The following is a 19,087-nucleotide window of genomic DNA, read 5'->3' as shown; positions in this document are numbered from 1 at the left end:
TACTTTCCTAAACTGGCTTAACTTTATCTACAATTTTCACTTAACTTTCTTAGAAAAAGTCCTTAACTTATCTATACTCACTGCTTATGGCTTACAGGATAACCTGTTGCTATAAGCAGTAAAGGAGGATTTTAAATCAATGATTATCGTCATCAAATCTTGTAGCCCAGCAGTAGAAATTGAGCGAATCAGCGAAGAAATTCGCCGATGGAATATAACACCAGAAAAATCTGTAGGTCAGGACAAAGTGGTGATCGGTTTGGTAGGTGATACCGCAGAGATTGATCCCCGACAAATCCAAAATTTAAGCCCTTTTATTGAGCAGGTTATAAGGGTGAAGAAGCCCTTTAAACGGGCTTCAAGAGAATTTCGCTATAGCGAACCAACTGAGGTAGTTGTACCAACACCCAATGGGCCTGTAACCTTTGGTCAAAACCATTCTTTAGTCATAGTAGCTGGCCCCTGTTCCGTAGAAAACGAAGAGATGATTGTAGAAACGGCACAGCGAGTCAAAGCAGCAGGAGCGCAGTTTTTACGAGGAGGAGCCTACAAACCTCGTACTTCACCTTACGCTTTCCAGGGTCATGGTGAGAGTGCCTTAGAGTTGTTAGCTCAAGCTCGCGTTGTCACCGGGCTGGGGATCATCACAGAAGTCATGGATACAGCTGACATCGATAAGGTTGCATCTATCGCAGATGTGGTGCAAATCGGTGCTCGCAATATGCAGAATTTCTCGCTCCTCAAGAAAGTAGGAGCAACAGGTAAACCAGTTCTGCTCAAGCGCGGACTTGCAGCCACGATTGAAGATTGGTTAATGTCAGCTGAGTACATTTTGGCAGCAGGCAACCCCAATGTGATTTTGTGCGAACGGGGAATTCGCACCTTTGACCGACAATATACACGGAATACCCTTGATATATCTGCAATCCCAGTATTGCGATCACTGACTCACTTGCCGATTATGATTGATCCTAGTCACGCCATTGGCTTCTCAGAATTCGTGCCAACGATGGCAATGGCGGCGATCGCAGCTGGTACTGATTCCCTAATGATTGAGGTTCACCCCAACCCAGCTAAGGCACTATCAGATGGACCTCAGTCTCTCACAATCGAAGCATTTGAGCAATTAATGCTTGAGTTGGCTCCCTTAGGCAAATTCTTTGGCCGTTGGGCTAAAAACGATAGCGTAACTGTCATGCCGAAATTTGCTTCAAAAGTTTCCTCCAGTGTAGGTGTTTAACAACTTAATCATAGGTGTGCAAATCACCGCCCTAGACCAGACTCAACTCGGGAGCGATGCAATTTTGTGAGATCGAGCTTTAATTCTCAGTTAGATAGCTAGATTCTCAACAAAAACAGTTATTTGGGTGCGATCGCACCCCTAAATAGGTGATTTAGTACCCGAATATAAGCACCTCACAAAATCGCATTGCTCCCCTCAACTCTTACCTTAAAAAGCAGTAAGCCCGGTTTCAAAATCTAAAAAGAGGTTGCCAAGAAATGTTTCTTAAACAGTTTATATCTACCCTAATTTTGGGGAGAATTAAGTTTCTGAGCTACAGTCCGATTTTATATGGGTTAGGAGCTACAATTGCCACCTTTGTGGGCGAAAAGTTTAATCTCTCCTACTTCATACTCGGTCAAATCACGGTGTGGGTAATTCACATGATGACTCATTTCTACAATGAGTATTACGATTTGGATAGCGATAAATTAAACAAGTATCCTTCTCCGTGGACTGGCGGAAGCCGTATTTTACCCAAAGGCATTCTCAGCCCCCAAACTTCAATACGCCTTGGGGTTATTACAACCATTCTATCCTTTGGTCTAAGCTTATTAATGCCCTCATTTGAAACACGCCTTATTTGTTGGGTGTCGTTGATTCTTTCATGGGGGTACAGCGCACCTCCATTAGCGTTCTGTCGAAGAGGACTCGGCGAACTAATAACGGCCATCGTTCTGAACGTTCTGACTCCTGTACTGGGATTCTTTCTACAAAACGGAAATCTGTATCCAGGAAGAACTAAAATTTTGTTCCTGGTTCTGCTTCCACTTGCCATTGTTGAATACGTGAGGATGATGGTAATGAATATGCCTGACAGGGACTGCGACTCAGCTGTTGGGAAGGACACACTAATCGTTAAAGTAGGTATGAACAGAGCCATCCAAATTCATGCTATAGGGATGCTATTGGCTTACCTATCTTTGGGGTTCATGTACCTGTATTCGGATGTGCCCCCTGTTGTACTTTTGTTGATTTTGTCTACCGCACCTCTTGGGTTCTTAACCACCATATGGGTATACAAACATTGGCAAGACCGCCAAAAATTCTTCATGGTACCTTTTTGGGCTTCTACCCATAACGCGCTTGCTGCACTTTCAGCATTAGTTGGCTTTATTATTTCCTGTCCCTCTGGATACTTGCTTCAGCCGGAAACCCATTTGAAAGCATTTTCAGTCTACTTGTATCTGGCTGTTTTTCTGTACTTTCGTTGGGCTGATAGTCGTCGTAATGAGCAAGAAATTGTGGGATGGGAAACTGAGAGCCAGCAAAAGCAAGGCGTATAGGGTTTCATAGCGTTCTTGAGATAAACTTCGGCATCAATTAAACAAGCATCAAGTTAAGGAAGATACCATGACATTTACGGAAACTAAGCTAGTCCAGTTGCAGGAAAAAGATTCCTTGCAACTCCAGGGAATTGACTATGTGGAATTTTACGTTGGGAATGCTCGACAAGCTGCTCACTTTTATCGCACAGCCTTTGGCTTCACGCCTATCGCCTATGCTGGTTTGGAAACTGGAGTCCGCGATCGCTGCTCGTTCCTACTAGAGCAGTCTAATATTCGCTTTGTTGTCACCTCTGCTGTTACGCCCGACAGCCCGATTGCAAAACAGGTCAAGTTGCACGGTGATGGAGTTCACGACATTGCGCTGCTAGTTGATGATGCCAATGCTGCCTTCAAAGCAGCCGTCGCACGGGGTGCAAGACCAGTGCTTGAACCGACGATGATCGAGGGACAAAAGGGGTACATTGTTAAAGCAACCATTGCAAGCTATAGTGGCGACATAACTCATTCGTTTATAGAGCGCAATAACTACACCGACTTCTCCCCGCAGTATCTTCCCATCCCAAATCCGCTGCCTGCCACTCCAACTGGCCTGACCGACATTGACCACATTGTTATTAACGTCGAGCTTGGAAAAATGGACTTGTGGGCCGATTTCTATCGCTCTGTCATGGGCTTTCGCCAGAGCCAACAGTTTACAAGCGATGACATCTCAACGAAATATTCAGCTCTGATGTCTATGGTGTTGCAGAACAGCACGGGTCGCATCAAGTTCCCGATTAACGAACCCGCCTCTGGATACCGCAAATCACAAATTCAAGAGTACCTCGACTTTTATCATGGCCCTGGCGTACAGCATATCGCACTCAAAACCAACGACATCATTAAGACAGTACAGCAGTTGCGTGACAACGGCGTTGAGTTCCTACACACGCCGGACACCTATTACGATAATTTGCGCCGACGCATCGGTCAGATTGATGAGGATCTGAGTGTTCTACGGGATTTTAACATTCTGATTGATCACGACTCGGAAGGATACCTTCTTCAAATCTTTACCAAGCCGTTAACCGATCGTCCCACGATTTTCTTTGAAATTATCCAGCGCAAAGGTGCACAAGGTTTTGGACACGGCAACTTCAAGGCGCTTTTTGAAGCTATTGAGCGCGAACAGGCTTTTCGTGGCAATCTGTAAACATTCACTCTTTGTTTTAGGACTTACGTAAAGCTACACACGGTAGGAGCAATTCATGAATTGCCCCTACCATAAAATAAGGGTTTCGACTATTGTTTGCGTAAGTCCTATGTTTATTAAGTGAAGACGGCAGTAGTTTCAAAGTTCATCTAAAACGACCGGAGTACTATTTATGTTCAATCAAGTTATTTCCAGACAAGAAATTCTCAAAGTCTCGAATGACATGACGCCATCGCAGAAGTTGCTGGAAATAATTAGTGGCAACTGGGTTTCACAATCAGTCTATGCAGCAGCAAAACTTGGTATCGCTGACCTGCTTAAAGATGGCCCGCAGCACATTGATCGGCTTGCACAAGCTGTGGAAGCCGATGTTCAATCTCTTTATCGATTAATGCGAGCTCTAGCCAGTGTAGGCGTGTTCACTGAGGTGGAGGACAAACACTTTTGGCTGACATCCATTGGAGAGTGTCTTCAGACCGAAAATCCTAACTCATTGCGTGCTTTAGCAATCTTGTGGGGTGAGGAGCAGTACCAAGCGTGGGTAGACATTGTTTACAGTGTTAAGACTGGTAAATGTGCATACGAACATCAAAATGGAGTAAGCTTCTTCAATTACCTGGAGCAGAATGCGGAGTCTGCACGAACCTTCGATGAGGCTATGACAAGCTATTCGCAACAAACTCACGTCTCTGTTGCCGATGCTTATGATTTTTCAAGGTTCAACAAGATTGTTGACGTGGGTGGCGGACACGGAACTCTCATTTCGTCCATTCTGGAAGCATATCCCAACCTCAGAGGTGTCCTTTTCGATTCTCCTCACGCAATAGAAGGCGCTCAGAAGCATATTCAGGCTGCTGGACTATCAAAAAGTTGTGAAGTTGTCGCAGGTGACTTTTTCAAGTCAGTACCAAGTGGTGGAGATGTCTATGTTCTCTCATCGATCATTCACGACTGGGATGATGATTCCAGTATTGCAATTCTCAAGAATTGTCACGACGCAATGGTGGAGAATGGCAAGCTCCTGCTTGTTGAGACGGTTATTTCACCAGGCAATGAACCCTTCTTTGGCAAACTGCTCGACCTCCACATGTTAATCATGCATGGCGGTCATGACCGCACCGAAGCTGAATATCGGTCACTTCTCGCCGACTCTGGCTTCAAAATGACAAAGATAATCACCACACAGTCTCTACGAAGCGTGGTTGAGGCAGTGCGTGTGTAACTTTGACCGCGATCGGCAGCGAGTTCGGGGGACGGCAGGAGCTGTATGAACGTAACTACGCTGGTAATCACGAGCAGATTCAACTGGACGTGTTGAACATGGCACAGGCAACTGGTGCCGCAGAGGAGTACAAGGGATTTGTAGACAAGTGCATGAGCGAGTACGACTTAGATGGCTGGACAGTTAAGGACTACATTAATTCCAGCCATGTGAACGTTATTAATAAAATTTTGTAATAGGGCTGGTTCGATAAGCTATTCCACAGTTTAAGCAGAGACAAAAAAAGACTACCTAAAATAAGTAAAAATGAACAATCGTAATTCTGTGCAGCTTAAAAATACATACGTTCTAAAAGGCGGAGGGGAAGGCGCGAAGCGCTTGAAGATTCTAGCGGGTGCTACGTGGCCGACTACCCAAGCCCTCCTAGAAAGAGTAGGTCTTCAAAGTGGAATGCACTGTTTAGACGTAGGGTGTGGTAGCGGAGAAGTCACATTACAAATAGCCCGTGTGACTGAACCAACAGGCGAAGTTGTCGGAGTAGATGTAGATGAATCTATACTGGAGTTAGCACGAGAGGAAGCACAACGCCACCATCTAAAAGCAACATTTCGTAAAGTTGATGCATCTCAACTGACGGAAGAGTCTACCTTCGATCTTGTTTATTCAAGGTTTTTGTTAACCCATCTTCCGCACCCCCACTTAGTAGTAGATAGGATGGTACGTACCCTCAAATCTGGAGGAACTCTTGTTGTAGAAGATATAGATTTCTCAGGGCATTTCTGCTATCCCAACTGCCCAGCTTTTGATCGCTACCTAGAGCTATACCAAGCAGTAGCCGTGCGAAGAGGCAGCGATCCATTTATTGGAACTAAATTGCTTGGAATGCTTATAGAGGCAAATCTTGAACAGGTTCAAATGCAAGTCGTACTGCCCGCTTTTCATGAGGGCGTAGGTAAATTGGTGGCTCAAGTTACGATGGAACATATTCGAGAGCTAGTCATAACATCTAACTTGGCAACTCACCAAGAGATCGACGCAATTATCGAGGAGTTAAAGATGTTTGTATCTAGTCCGCAAACAATTATTAGTATGCCACGTGTTTTCCAAGTTTGGGGAAGGAAAAAATAGATTATCGTAAAACCCAATTGCAAATGCGATCGCAGCCTTATGCCCAATCGGCTGATTCATCCCAATTGGGGTAGATATGGCGAAGCTGTGATGAAGTGCAAACTAAACATTTTAGTTTAACAACGGAGCATAATCATAGACGTTTCTCTCTTGGCTACGCATTTTGTATCTCAGATTCTAATTCTCAATAAATCTAGGACTTACGCACTGTACAAATGAATCATCTTGTGTATTAAGGTAAATAGGTTGTTTCAGGCTTTTACAAACCATCCTTTGTTAATTGCGATCGCAAAAAGGTAATTGAAAAATCTAGCTAAAAGCCTTGAAAAGCATATCTGTCATTTAGGCTTTTCTGTCAATGCGTAAGTCCTAACTGCTATGGGTAGCGCTTCCAACTGATTACAAATGTAAGTTTGTGACTGCGGGACTGGTCTTTTAAGACGCGTGTTACACATTTAAAGAATGCACGTCGCGCGTATAGAAAAAAATAAATATTAGAGACACCAAGAAAATGGCGGGTTCGCGGACTCGGCCTTTGAGGCGAACATCTGCTTTTCAGTTAAGTTCATACTACCCAACAGAAGTATAATGATCCAAGACAAGCTTAAACAAATCGACCAAGACCTGATTGAGTTACTAGGCAAAAGAATTGCCGTCTTGGCAGAATCAGAACTCCCTTGCCTAGATGAACAATTAGACAATTTTACACCACTCCTTGCCTCTGCTGGTGTTCCAGAGTTCGTTTGGAAAAACATAGTTATAAGTTGTGTTCACGCCGCCGCCACCGCATCCGAATCCCCGGCTAATGTATTGCCGCGACGGATTACTGTGATTGGCGGGCGGGGGATGATGGGGCGCTTCTTCACTTCTCGGCTTTCTGCAGCAGGGCACGAAGTTAATATTCTTGAACACGATGACTGGGATCAAGCCGATAAACTGTTAGCTGAGGTGGATTTGGTATTAGTCTGCGTTCCCATAGAACATATACTAGATGTGATCCGCAAGGCAGCCAGGTACCTTGATCCGACTACCCCTCTAGCCGACATCACCAGCATCAAGACCCCGATAGTACAAGCCATGCTTGAGTACCATCCAGGACCTGTACTGGGCTTGCATCCGATGTTTGGTTCAGGCGTCAAATCGTTCTTTTCGCAAAACGTCGTCCTCTGTCCGGGTCGTAGAGATTCGGCATTCCAATGGTTGCTAGACCTGATTAAAAGTGAGGGCGGCAAACTGATTGTATGCACACCTGAAGAACACGACCAGATGATGGTAGCTGTTCAAGCGATACGACACTTTTCTACATTTAGCCTCGGTGTGTTCCTAGCAGAAGAAGGGCTTAATCTAGACCGCAGTTTGCAGTTATCTACCCCACTTTACCGTCTGCAACTCGCTATGGTTAGACGCTTGTTCGCTCAAAGCGCATCCCTTTCTTTCGACATCATGCTTGCTACAGAAGAGCGCCGTGAGACCATTGGCAGACTGGCGGCTACTTACAACCGTTTAGCACAGTTGCTTGGAAACATGGATCGAGATTCCCTAATCCGTGAGTTTGAGCAAGTCCGCAGCGCTTTTGGAAAAAAAACTAGAGCGGCAAAGTTTGCTAGAGAATTAGTTTCTCAAGAGTTGCCAAGTAAGCTTCAGGATTTCGACGGAATCGAAGTTGTTCAATGCGATGAAGTTGATGATGGCGTAAATCAGAGCGTAATTGTTGCCAAGTCTGGACACAAACCTGTGACAAATCTTGGGCTGTAAAAGAATGAAGTGCAGTAGCAATAGCTGAAGCTAACTGGACTTTTCCTCGAATTACAACGGATGAAGGGGCGACTTTACGACCAGTACAACGTCGTTGTACTGGTCGTAAAACACCAAAAGCCTGTTCAAGGTCATTATTGGTACGAGGTAAATCTTGAACCTCGTAACAATGAAACAATCCAGACCGATAACTACGAAGGAGCAACGCGATTTGGTGAGATCGGACAAAAAAGGTGCGATGCCTGCGGCGGGCTACGCCTACGCTAAAAATTATGATTTAAGTACAAAGTGACTTTATTTGCCATTAACATACTGATTTGCAGGAAAATTTATCTTGATGAGATATCTCAAAAAGATTACAGCTTTTAAAATGTAGTTTCGTTCTCGTACTAAAATTTTGCAGCGTTCTCCAGTAGCTGATAATATAAACCAATACAGTTCAGATAAGACCAAAACATTTGTAGAGACGGCGATTTATCGCGTCTCAAAAACCCAAAATTTTGTACCAGTAGCCCTTAACTGAACCGTATTGTAATATAAACGGTTGTGTTGCAAACATTAGGGACTGAGAGTGTCAAACTCCGTCACATTATCTATCGGCAGAAACTATTTGAGCGCTTCTGCCTCACTAGCTTTTACTACTGGGATAGAAAGGGGTACTTTACTAGCGATCGCAAATAATTGTTCTAATTGACTCAGACCTGTTAAGCTACCGCATAACAATACTTGATCACCAGATTGTAAGTCCGTACTTCCATCGGGATAGCGGATAAACTTGCCATCTCGCCGGATCGCCTGTACCTGTACCTTGTATTGCTTGCTGATATCCAAATCTGCCAGGGTTTTGTTTAAGATTGAGGCATCGGGGCTGACTGTAACCCACTGGCAAGAACTATTTTCTCCAGGAACAGCAGCTTGTCCTTTGGCTAATTCTGCCAAAGCCGCTAATTCTTCATCGGCTCCCACTACCAGCAAGCGATCGCCATCTTCCAAAAGAGTTTGATTATTGGGATAATCAATTTCATCTCCGTTAGCGCGGCGAACTGCCATCAAACTCGCTCCTGTAAGATAGCGCATATCCGCTTCTTCTAAGCTCATGCCAATTAAGGGCGAGTCAGATGGTAAAGGATACCAGCGCTGATTTAGATCGCGAGTTTCTTGCCGTAAATCACGAGCAACTTCAGTTGCAGAACGCTCTGGGCGCAGTTCCAAATAATGATCGTTGCGGATTTGCTGCATTTCTTGTTGGACAACATCTGGTGACAACAAGCCTAAGCCAGTTAATAAATGAGTTGCCATTTCTAAGCTGGCTTCAAACTCTGGTTGCACAACTTCTTTAGCTCCTAATTGATACAGCACTTCAATATTTTTATCTTGGGTAGCGCGGACAACTAAATCTAATTCTGGACACAATTCCAAAGCGCGTTTCAAGCAAAGACGGGTGCTTATAGGGTCAGGAAGTGCGATCGCCATTCCTTTGGCATGATTCACTCCAGCGGTTTTCAGAACATGTAAACTTACGCAATTACCATATACATAAGACACTCCTACCTCACGCAACTGCTGAATTCTACTCTCTGATTGGTCGATTACCACCACAGGTAGCTCGTGTTGCTGCAACAACTTCACCAGATTTTTGCCGACTCGCCCATAGCCGCAGACTACTACATGGTCTTTCAAGGGCAAATCTTCCGATACATCCTGCGCCTCTTCTTCTTCTAAATACGGTTTCAACCAAGGTATTGATTCGGCAAAGTTAAATAAAAATGGCATCAACCGCAGGACAAAGGGTGTAAGCATCAGAGTGACTGCGGTGGTTCCCAAAATTAATAAATATATCTGTCGGGACACCAGCCCCAAGGACTGCCCTTCACTGGCGAGAACAAAGGAAAATTCTCCAATTTGCGCTAGTCCCAAACCGGTAATTATGGCTGTTTTCAAAGGGTAGCGAAACAGCTTCACTAGGGGCGTGATAATCAAAAATTTACCTACGAAAACTAGTGCCACCAATCCTAAAATCAATTCTAGGTTGTTCCACAAAAACACTGGGTCGATTAACATCCCAATGGCGGCAAAAAATAAACTGGCAAAGATATCTCGCAGTGGTTCGACATAAGTCAGGGTTTGATCGGCGTACTCTACCTCAGAAATCATCAAACCGGCGACAAAGGCCCCCATCTCAATCGACAGCCCCAAATGCTCTGTCAACAGGGCAATGCCCAAACATAAAGCTACAACCCCTAATAAAAATAGTTCTTTGCTTTCGGTACTGGCTAGCAGTCGTAACAAAGGCGGTATGAGCCAAATCCCCGCAGCGATCGCCCCAGCCGCAAATAAACCAATGGAGAGCAATGCTGTCAGCACGGCGATACCAATGGTTTCGGCTGGTTGGTTCAGGGCTGGCAAGACTGCTAACATCAGTCCCAGTGCTAAATCTTGTACTACCAAAATACCCAGCATTACTTGCCCGTGGGGGGTTTCTGTTTCGTTGCGCTCCATCAAGCACTTGAGGACAACGGCTGTGGAAGACAAGGACAGAATACACCCCAAAAACATCCCCTTAGCAGGTAAGGTTCCCCAGGCTCCGATTAATCCGCAGATCACAACTGTGACCAAAATCGTCAGAGCAATCTGTAGTCCACCTCCGCCCAGTGCGATCGCTCTGACTTTCTTGAGTTCCGCAAAGGAGAATTCTACACCCAAGGCGAATAACAAAAAGGCGACACCGAACTGTGCCAGAGTCTCTACTTGAATAACTTCTTTAATCAATCCCAGTCCAGCTGGGCCAATGACCATCCCGCCAATGAGATACCCTAGCAGCACAGGTTGTCGTAAAAGTGCTGCTAGCAGTCCACCACAGGCTGCAACGCCTAGAACTAAAACTAAATCAACAATTAGCCTAAAATCTTCTTGCACCAGTTTTAAAAGAACTATTAATTAAGACCTATTCATTTAGGATACGTTGTTGAGTAGAAATTTGAATGATAAACTCTGTCCCCTGTCCAAGTTGGGAAGTGCAGGAGAGTGAACCGCCATGTGCTTCTACTACAATTTGACGAGCGATCGCTAATCCCAATCCTGTGCCTTTTCCTACAGGCTTGGTGGTGAATAAATGGTCAAATACTCGTTGCTTGACCTCTGGGGACATCCCTACTCCATTATCAGCAATCTTAATCAAAATGTGCTGACCTGATTCTGCTAGACGGGTTTGAATAGTGATGCAATTCGGGTTGGCTAGAATGGCTTCTAAACTCCGTTCTGCATTATATTCTTCAAGTGCATCAATGGCATTTGCTAACAAGTTCATAAATACCTGATTGAGTTGTCCAGCATAGCATTCCACTAAGGGTAATTTGCCATACTCTTTTAGCACCACAATTTCTGGACGGTTTTCGTTGGCTTTTAAACGATGTCTCAGAATTAAAATAGTACTATCAATGCCTTCGTGAATATCAAAGGGCACTTTGTAATCTTTATCTGCTCTGGAGAAGGTTCGTAGACTAGTGCTGATACTGCGGATACGGTTAACACCCAGATCCATCGAGTCCAGTAACTTAGGTAAATCTTCTTGTATGTAGTCTAAATCGATGGCATCAATCTCATCTTCAATATCTGAGCCAGGATTTGGGAACTTCTCTTGATAAAGGTTAATTAATCCAAACAAATCTTTGGTATAGTCTTTAGCTGGTTCAATGTTGCCAGCAATGAAGCCGACAGGATTGTTGATTTCATGGGCAACACCTGCTATTAAATTACCAAGGGCAGACATTTTTTCACCCTGCACTAGTTGCAATTGCATCGTTTGGAGTTCTTGCAAGGCTTCTTCTAATTGTTCTTTTTGTTGTTGCAGCAATTGTTGTGCTTCTTTGGGTTCGGTGATGTCTTCACATGTGCCAAGGATGCCAAAAACGTTTCCTTCTTTATCTCGTAGTGGAATTTTGTTTGTATTTGACCAGATTTGTTTTCCGTCTGCTTGCTGCAATGTTTCGATAATATTTAGTTCAGCTTGTCCAGACTCCATAATTTGGCGATCGCACTCTACATATCCATCTGCCTGCTCACGAGTCCAAGATAGATCGTAGTCTGTTTTACCAATAACATTTTCTGGCACTCCTACACCCGAAGTTTGAGCAAAGTTTTGGTTACAGCCTAAATAAACACAATTGCGGTCTTTCCAAAAAACAGATTGCGGGATATTGTCAATAATTAACCGCAAGAATTGTTCGGCCTGTCCAAGGTTTTTTAGAGTCTCTTGTGCTTGCTGATAAAGTTGAGCGTTTTCCAGAGAGATTGCAGCTTGAGTACATAACAGATTCAGAATTTCGACGCGATCGCTGGTAAACGCCCCAGTGGTAAGATTGTTTTCTAAATATAAAATCCCCAACAGTTTGCCTTGATAAAGAATCGGTGTACACAGCAAACTTTTGGGTTGCTGACGAATGATGTAGGGGTCAGCTATTAGGGTCGAATCCACTGTTGTATCAAGGATGATGGTAGTTTGCAGGCTGCGTTTGACGGTATAAATTAAGCTATGGGGAACATCTACGCTATCTTCCAGAAAAATGGACTGTAGCATGGTTGATTGCTGCCCAACTTGAGCCGTCGCTTCAACTACCAATTTACCTTTTTTCAGCAGTAGTAACGCACACTTATCTGCTCCAGCATTTTCAATCACTACTTGTAGTAGCTTCGTGAGTAATTTATCCAGTTCGATTTCACTGGAGAGAGTCTGAGACGCTTTGAGAACTGTTGCTAAATCTAGCATTACTGATGTATTGCTGCTAAAGGTTACTGATTTATGAATGCTTGGGTGTAAGGTAGAAATGCTGTCAATATTAGCGATCGTATGACTAAGTGTGATAGGCAAGCGCGTTTGTTGTAAAATGGGAGCTAGCAATTGTGGATAACGCTGTTCTAAGTCATCAACTTTAGCTTTAGCACCCCAGCGTGTGTAGCAATAGTAAGCATTAATCAAATACTCTTGGGCAATGCGTTTTTTGCCCCATTCTAAATAAAACTTGGCTGCAAGTTCATTGGCGAGAGCTTCTTCGTTAAGATATTCGTTTTCTTTGGCTTTAGCAATGGCGCGATCGTATAACTCGATTGCATCCATATACTTGCCAGAAACTCTTGCCATTTCAGCAGATAACAATAGATATCGATGCAGGAAGTTTTCTGAGCAATTATCCGCCCAAGTCTTTTGGATTTGTTGATGCTCTTGGATCATGTCCCAATACTGCTTTTTCTTCTCTAATCTTGCATTGGGATAGAGGGCTACCAAACTAAGTGGGTAATAGAAATGATACTGAATAATTGGGAAAAAACCAGAGTTGCAAGCTAGGGTTTTCTCAGCTTCTTCTGCTGCTTGAATGGCATCTTCGTAGCGACCATAAAGATAGGATAATTGTATTTTGAGAAAGCAATACCAATTAATTCCATGTTCAAAGTTCTTCTTCTGCCTCCAAACTTCTATATAAGGAATATCTTGGTTATTGTGTTCATCTAATAAATCGGTGCTTTTAGATATATCTTGCAGGTTCAGGATAAACTGCCTCTGTAAAGTAAAGGCATACAGCATATTAGCATCATTCACTTGTTGGACGTAGCTCAGATATTTTTCAGTTTCCGCGTATACATCTGATAAGCGATCGCCCTTAATTAACATCGCCCAAATCAGAAACGAAACTGCCCAAACGCCAAACACCAAATTCCCAGTTTCTTGACATATTTGGAATGATTGCTGGGAAAGTGGTAAATTCGTTTTTAAATGCTGATTGTAGGGATTAGTGGTGTGGGCAAAGATATTATTGGTCTTATATATAAATTGGGTGCTATTGAAGTGACGGTCAAGTTTTAGTGCCAACGTACCAAACTGATATGCACTTTGGTAACTTCCTTGATTTGCCAGATTCATCCCATATAGGCAGTAAGCAAAACCAGAGCTTTCGGCATTGCCATATCTCAATGATAAACTGATCATTAATAGAGGAGCCAAACAACTGAGGTATTGATCTCCTCCCATGTAAGCTGCTGCCCAAAGATCAGCTAAAAGACTCATGCAAACTTTCTTCTCTGGATCTATCATCTCAGGCAAATTGAATAAATCTGCTGTGTGAATTACTGCAAGTTTAGCTGTTAATTCTTGAAGTTCGGTTTTGATAGCAGCTTGCTGTTCTTCAGAAGTAACAGGCAGATGCATCCCCATGATGCTCAAACCTTTCAGTCCAGATTTAATACTAGCTTCGATATTTTCACCCTGAGTCATTTTCAGATACATTTCAATAGCATAAATGTCTGCCTTTTCAAATTTATCTTGGCTATGATTTAATGCTAAACTAAATAATGTCTCTGCCTGACTAAAATCGCTAGTTAAATATTCACACTCCGCAGATTCTTTATATAATTCAAACGTGAGTTTATAGTTAGTTTGCCAACTTTCTTCTGTTAGCAATTGTCTGCCCAATGCGAAATACTTAACTGCTGCTCTATAAGCGGTTGAAGCTTTGGCTTTTTTCCCAGCAATTAGATTCAGTTGAGCCAGATTAGATTTTTGGGCTGGTTCATTAATTATATCAATCCCCTCATTTAACTGATTAATAATATCAAAAATGCTGGCTTCAATTACTTCAGGCGATGTATTCTTTAAAAGTAATTGCCCAATTTTTAAATGAGTAGCTTTCTTTTGAGATTCAGGAATCAGAGAATAAGCAGCTTGCTGAACCCGATCATGGAGAAATTTGTAAGAACAGGAATCAGGAAAATTGTGTTGCTTAAATTCTGAATCTTCTTGGTAGAATTTATAGACCTCATTGGTAGGGATAATCAACCCATCTTGCAATGCTTTCCAAAAGTCTGCGGCTGTCTCCACCTGTGATTTTTCATGAATGATCGCTAATGTCGCTAAATCAAATTCGTTTCCTACACAAGCTGCTAATTTCAGGACTTCTTGAGTTTCTGGTGACAACTTTTTAAGTTGAATTGCCATGAATTCTACGACATCATCAGTAAGAGCGATCGCTCGCACCTGGGCAATATCACATTCCCACCCCCCTTGACTTCCCCCCTTAGTAAGGGGGGACTGAGGGGGGTTAAATGTAATTAGTTTATCTTGATACAGCGCTTTGAGAAATTGGGTGCTGAAGAAAGGATTACCTTTAGTTTTGTTCAATACCAATTCTGTTAACGGTGCAGCTAACGCTATGGAGCAACTTAATGTATCTGCAACTAAATGATTTAGAGAGATTTGATTAAGAGGAGCTAAGGTAATTGTATTGACTGTAGCGCCCAACTTTTGAATCTCTTCTAAAGTCAGCATTAGCGGATGTACCGGGTTGACTTCGTTATCTCGATAAGCACCAATTAATAGTAGATAGCCGATGTCAGCTTCGCTCATTAACAAGTGCATTAACTTTAAAGAAGCAGAATCTGCCCATTGCAGATCATCAATAAAGATTACCAGTGGATGTTCTGGTGCAGTGAAGACTTGAGTGAACTTCAAAAACAGCAGATTGAAACGATTTTGTGCTGCGCTTCCAGAGAGTTCCGGCGCTGGAGGCTGTTTACCAATCATACTTTCCAGTTCTGGAATCACCTCAATCATCACTTGTCCGTTCTCACCCAAAGCAGAGAGAATTTTGCACTTCCACTGCTCGAATTGGGTGTCAGTTTCACTCAGCAGTTGTCTGATTAAGTCTCGAAAGGCTTGTACAAAGCCAGAGAAGGGGATGTTACGCTGGAATTGGTCAAATTTACCTTTAATGAAATAACCCCGTTGTCGCACAATTGGCTTGTGGACTTCATTAACCACAGCAGTTTTGCCAATTCCAGAGAAACCTGCAACCAACATAATTTCAGTGTTTCCCTGACTCACTTTCTCGAAGGTATCTAGTAAGCTTTGAACTTCAGCTTGGCGGCCGTAAAGTTTTTCTGGGATGATGAAGCGATCGCAAATATCCCGCTCACCTAATTTAAAGGATGTAACCGTGCCAGTTTCTTGAAATTGAGACAAACATTTTTCTAAATCAAATTTCAGCCCTAATGCGCTCTGATAGCGATTTTCAGCATTTTTCGCCATCAATTTCATCACAATATCACAAAGAACTTGAGGAATTTCTTCATCCCTCCTGCCTCCTAATTGTTCTGGTTGCTTGGCAATATGACAGTGAACCAACTCCATTGGATCATTAGACTGGAAGGGTAAATGTCCAGCCAGCAATTCATAAAAGGTAATACCAAGAGAGTAATAATCACTGCGATAGTCAATTCCGCGATTCATCCGCCCGGTTTGTTCTGGGGAAAGGTAGGCGAGAGTACCTTCTAAAACATTAGGACTGTGAATTTCCTGGCTTTCTCTGGGTAAAAGAGAGGCAATGCTAAAGTCAATTAACTTGACTTGCTTAGTTTCTGGGTTAATGAGGATGTTGGCAGGCTTGATGTCTTTGTGGATAACCCGATGGCGATAGAGTCCATCAAGAATATTGCTCAGAGCGATCGCAACGTCCAAGAACTCTGTCAGAGTATATTGGTTGCTCTCCATTCTTGTGTTCATCCAATCTATGAGGGAAATACCACCAAAATCCTCCATTATCAAAGCATAGCTGTTGTGGTAAGGTTCCAGGCTGTAGGGATGAATAATACCAGGTAGGTCAATATTTTTAGCGATAGTATACTGATTACGGAACAACAGCAGTTCGTTGAAGGTAGGATAGTCCTCTTGAAGCAGTTTGATTACCACTGGAAGTTGATCGGCCTCTCGAATTGCACGGTAAACTAAAGTTCTAGAGCCTGCATAAAGTTGTTCGCTAATTCGATAGTTCAAAAGCTTATCCATTGGCTTAACTGCTGTATTCATACTTGATCAACTATTGTTAAATCAGTTATTTATTAAGTCTGCCCACAAATCAGCTTTTTCTACCTCATAGCACTTACACCAATTCACGAAAATCCTGATACATACAGATTTCTCATCGTAGGGGCATGGCATTGCCCATTGGTGTCAACTTAAGCAAAAAGGAACCATAATACTTCTCTAGGAGAGGCTGCGTCAACGGCTTTTTTCGACTTCGCTTAAAGCAAGTCGCTCAGTACAAGTGCCCCATGCCCATTAAATTTTAGGCGAGCTAAGGGCATTCAGTAGCAGTAGTGACCACGGCACTTTAATATCAGGTATGAGCCATGAATAGTTTCTCAGTACAGGTAATGCAGCTGGTACTACAAAACGCAGAGAGCGCAACGATGCAGGCCGATCGCCATTTTCATCTACAAGATTATATTGTTTAGCTAGTTCAGCAACAATCTGCACACGTCCTGTACGGCGCATTATATTTGACTCACAAGCAAGTGCAGCGATCGCCCGTCCAGTAAATAAGGGAGTTTCCCAGTTGTAGCGATCGCTCAAAAATGAGCTTTTCTGGTCAGTAACATTTGCTTCATCCGTTTCAGAAGCAAAACGGGTAAAAAGCTCAGTACCAACAATACCCGGCCAAATTGAAACAGAAGCGACGTTATAAGGCTTTAGCTCAACAGCCATATCAGCAGCCAAGCGATCGCAAGCTGCTTTGCCAGCACCATAAGCTGTATTAAAGATATAAGACATACTACCCCACGAGGAAATGGTGCAAATTAGCCCTTGTTGACGCTTGATCATCATTCGGGCAGCAAAAATACTCGCGACATAGTGGCTACGAAGACCAACGTTGTTGCTAGCATCCCAAAGACTTGGTTCACAATCCCAAAAAGGCTGCCCATAAGCGTCTTTTATTGCCTGGACTCCTGAGTAAGCATTATTCACCACTAGGTCGAGTTGTCCATTCTGCTCATCTTGAATCCGAGCAAAAAGCGATCGCACCTGCTCATCGTCGCTGTGGTCTACTTGGACGGGAATGCACACACCACCGACTTCCTCAATGGCTGATTGAGTTTCCTGAAGACTCCCAGAAACCTCATTACTGAAAGAGTTGTTGAGGCTGCGACCCGTGATGTATACAGTTGCACCTGCCTCACCAAGGCCAATAGCAATTCCTCTACCAATTCCCCGCGTAGCACCTGTTACCAACGTCACTTTACCTTCAAGGTGTTTCATGATAATTTTATAGATTTTCCTTTGCGTCTTTGCGCCTTTGCGTGAGACATTTATCCCTAGATGCAGAATTTACCGGAGATAGCAATGACACGTAAACGGTTGATTATCGAAATGGGCATGGGAATAGATCAGCATGGACAGGAACCAACTGTAGCAGCATCTAGGGCAGTACGGAATGCGATCGCTCACAATGCTTTACCTGGTGTTTGGGAAGTTGCTGGTTTAACTGACCCCAATGCAATGATTGTAGAAGTTCAAGTAGCAGTGCCATACCCCGAATTAGTTAGAGAAGAGGAAGTACTAGCTGTACTTCCATTTGGTCGCAAAAGCCTGACTGTAGAATCTGGGGGGATGATCGTTCAAGGGCGGGCTATTCCCGAACTCAACGATAAAAATGATGAAATGTTGATTGCGATCGCTGCTGTTACAGTTCTGATCGAAAATGATTAGCTGAGGCTTTGCGCTAAACTAAAAAATATTGGGGTAAAAATCTCTGGCAGTAAGTTCAATACACCACTAATCTTTACCACTGCGGCGATAATGTCTCAAGAGCATAACGAATCACTCCAAATTCAGGAGATCACCAAACTCCAACCGAAACACTTTGCTGATTTAGTCAGATCAGCACAATTGATTTTCGATCCCACAGCAGGAGTTTCGGGCAGAAATATAACAGTTAACTGGGAACAATTCGGAATTCCCCGTGGTGTGGCGGATAATCTTAAATCACTTGGTAAGGAGTACCAATACGCATCTCCTCACATCCCAGTTGAAGTTATTTGGAGTCAATTAACTCCAGAAACTCGGATTTGGTTCGTTGAAAATAAAGATAGGTTGTGGCAGTTTGAAGAAGCTTTCCCAGCCCTTGACGAAGATTAAACAGCTGAACCATCAAAAGGAATACAGATTATTTATAGGGGTACAACTATCGTTGGTTGTATCCCTATCCCATAAGTGTTAACTTAAGCCCAAAACCCTTTAAAACCCCGTTTCTAGCCCTGGCTGGAAATGCTTCTCATTTGGCTGCTGCCGCAAATCAAGAGGCGGAGCCTCCTATTAGGCATTCCCAGTCGGAGACTGGGAACGAGATAAATGGTTGATCTCTAATTCTTTCCCCCTGCCCCCTGCCCCCTACCTC

At 43.4% G+C, this 19,087-nt stretch carries 12 protein-coding genes; 9 read left to right on the top strand and 3 right to left on the bottom strand.

Annotated features, from left to right (window positions below):
* The first annotated feature begins 139 nt into the window (after positions 1-139).
* The 7 genes from aroF to tyrA all read left to right on the top strand — a co-directional run bounded on the left by aroF (position 140) and on the right by tyrA (position 7,868).
* Positions 140-1,240, top strand: coding sequence for a 3-deoxy-7-phosphoheptulonate synthase (aroF, locus tag F8S12_RS00920; RefSeq protein ID WP_196514355.1), 1,101 nt, complete (start codon positions 140-142; stop codon positions 1,238-1,240).
* Between the two features lie 260 nt (positions 1,241-1,500).
* Complete coding sequence (locus F8S12_RS00915) at positions 1,501-2,568, top strand: prenyltransferase (RefSeq protein WP_196514354.1); 1,068 nt, start codon at positions 1,501-1,503, stop codon at positions 2,566-2,568.
* A 67-nt stretch (positions 2,569-2,635) separates the two neighbouring features.
* Complete coding sequence (gene hppD / locus F8S12_RS00910) at positions 2,636-3,763, top strand: 4-hydroxyphenylpyruvate dioxygenase (RefSeq protein WP_196514353.1); 1,128 nt, start codon at positions 2,636-2,638, stop codon at positions 3,761-3,763.
* A 172-nt stretch (positions 3,764-3,935) separates the two neighbouring features.
* Entirely contained in the window at positions 3,936-4,985 is a 1,050-nt protein-coding gene (locus tag F8S12_RS00905; RefSeq protein ID WP_230967705.1) for an acetylserotonin O-methyltransferase, read from the top strand.
* A gap of 2 nt (positions 4,986-4,987) precedes the next feature.
* Positions 4,988-5,221, top strand: a complete 234-nt coding sequence (locus tag F8S12_RS00900; RefSeq protein ID WP_196514352.1) for a 4-hydroxyphenylacetate 3-hydroxylase C-terminal domain-containing protein — start codon at positions 4,988-4,990, stop codon at positions 5,219-5,221.
* Between the two features lie 70 nt (positions 5,222-5,291).
* Positions 5,292-6,113, top strand: a complete 822-nt coding sequence (locus F8S12_RS00895; protein WP_196514351.1) for a class I SAM-dependent methyltransferase — start codon at positions 5,292-5,294, stop codon at positions 6,111-6,113.
* A gap of 588 nt (positions 6,114-6,701) precedes the next feature.
* On the top strand, positions 6,702-7,868 hold the full coding sequence (gene tyrA / locus F8S12_RS00890) for a bifunctional chorismate mutase/prephenate dehydrogenase (RefSeq protein WP_196514350.1): 1,167 nt from the start codon (positions 6,702-6,704) through the stop codon (positions 7,866-7,868).
* 606 nt (positions 7,869-8,474) lie between these two features.
* Here tyrA and F8S12_RS00885 read toward each other — a convergent pair.
* The 3 genes from F8S12_RS00885 to F8S12_RS00875 all read right to left on the bottom strand — a co-directional run bounded on the left by F8S12_RS00885 (position 8,475) and on the right by F8S12_RS00875 (position 17,949).
* Complete coding sequence (locus F8S12_RS00885) at positions 8,475-10,784, bottom strand: cation:proton antiporter domain-containing protein (RefSeq protein WP_196514349.1); 2,310 nt, start codon at positions 10,782-10,784, stop codon at positions 8,475-8,477.
* 28 nt (positions 10,785-10,812) lie between these two features.
* On the bottom strand, positions 10,813-16,719 hold the full coding sequence (locus tag F8S12_RS00880; protein ID WP_196514348.1) for a trifunctional serine/threonine-protein kinase/ATP-binding protein/sensor histidine kinase: 5,907 nt from the start codon (positions 16,717-16,719) through the stop codon (positions 10,813-10,815).
* A gap of 252 nt (positions 16,720-16,971) precedes the next feature.
* Positions 16,972-17,949 (bottom strand): SDR family NAD(P)-dependent oxidoreductase, encoded by a 978-nt coding sequence (locus F8S12_RS00875; protein WP_196514347.1) that lies wholly within the window; start codon positions 17,947-17,949, stop codon positions 16,972-16,974.
* 84 nt (positions 17,950-18,033) lie between these two features.
* Here F8S12_RS00875 and F8S12_RS00870 point away from each other — a divergent pair, with 84 nt between their 5' ends.
* Positions 18,034-18,399 (top strand): Lin0512 family protein, encoded by a 366-nt coding sequence (locus F8S12_RS00870; RefSeq protein WP_196514346.1) that lies wholly within the window; start codon positions 18,034-18,036, stop codon positions 18,397-18,399.
* 90 nt (positions 18,400-18,489) lie between these two features.
* Entirely contained in the window at positions 18,490-18,828 is a 339-nt protein-coding gene (locus tag F8S12_RS00865; protein ID WP_196514345.1) for a hypothetical protein, read from the top strand.
* Positions 18,829-19,087 lie beyond the last annotated feature (259 nt).

The organism is Nostoc sp. WHI, from assembly GCF_015714725.1.
Classification (GTDB): domain Bacteria; phylum Cyanobacteriota; class Cyanobacteriia; order Cyanobacteriales; family Nostocaceae; genus Nostoc.
The sequence above is the reverse complement of the archived record's forward strand: the minus strand, read 5'-3'. Positions and strand labels throughout refer to the sequence as shown.

Excerpts from the sequence above, each read along its gene's own strand:
- hppD (WP_196514353.1), top strand. The coding sequence starts at position 2,636 with ATGACATTTACGGAAACTAAGCTAGTCCAGTTGCAGGAAAAAGATTCC.
- F8S12_RS00895 (WP_196514351.1), top strand. The coding sequence starts at position 5,292 with ATGAACAATCGTAATTCTGTGCAGCTTAAAAATACATACGTTCTAAAA.
- F8S12_RS00915 (WP_196514354.1), top strand. The coding sequence starts at position 1,501 with ATGTTTCTTAAACAGTTTATATCTACCCTAATTTTGGGGAGAATTAAG.
- F8S12_RS00875 (WP_196514347.1), bottom strand. The coding sequence starts at position 17,949 with ATGAAACACCTTGAAGGTAAAGTGACGTTGGTAACAGGTGCTACGCGG.
- aroF (WP_196514355.1), top strand. The coding sequence starts at position 140 with ATGATTATCGTCATCAAATCTTGTAGCCCAGCAGTAGAAATTGAGCGA.
- F8S12_RS00865 (WP_196514345.1), top strand. The coding sequence starts at position 18,490 with ATGTCTCAAGAGCATAACGAATCACTCCAAATTCAGGAGATCACCAAA.
- F8S12_RS00880 (WP_196514348.1), bottom strand. The coding sequence starts at position 16,719 with ATGAATACAGCAGTTAAGCCAATGGATAAGCTTTTGAACTATCGAATT.
- F8S12_RS00870 (WP_196514346.1), top strand. The coding sequence starts at position 18,034 with ATGACACGTAAACGGTTGATTATCGAAATGGGCATGGGAATAGATCAG.
- tyrA (WP_196514350.1), top strand. The coding sequence starts at position 6,702 with ATGATCCAAGACAAGCTTAAACAAATCGACCAAGACCTGATTGAGTTA.
- F8S12_RS00905 (WP_230967705.1), top strand. The coding sequence starts at position 3,936 with ATGTTCAATCAAGTTATTTCCAGACAAGAAATTCTCAAAGTCTCGAAT.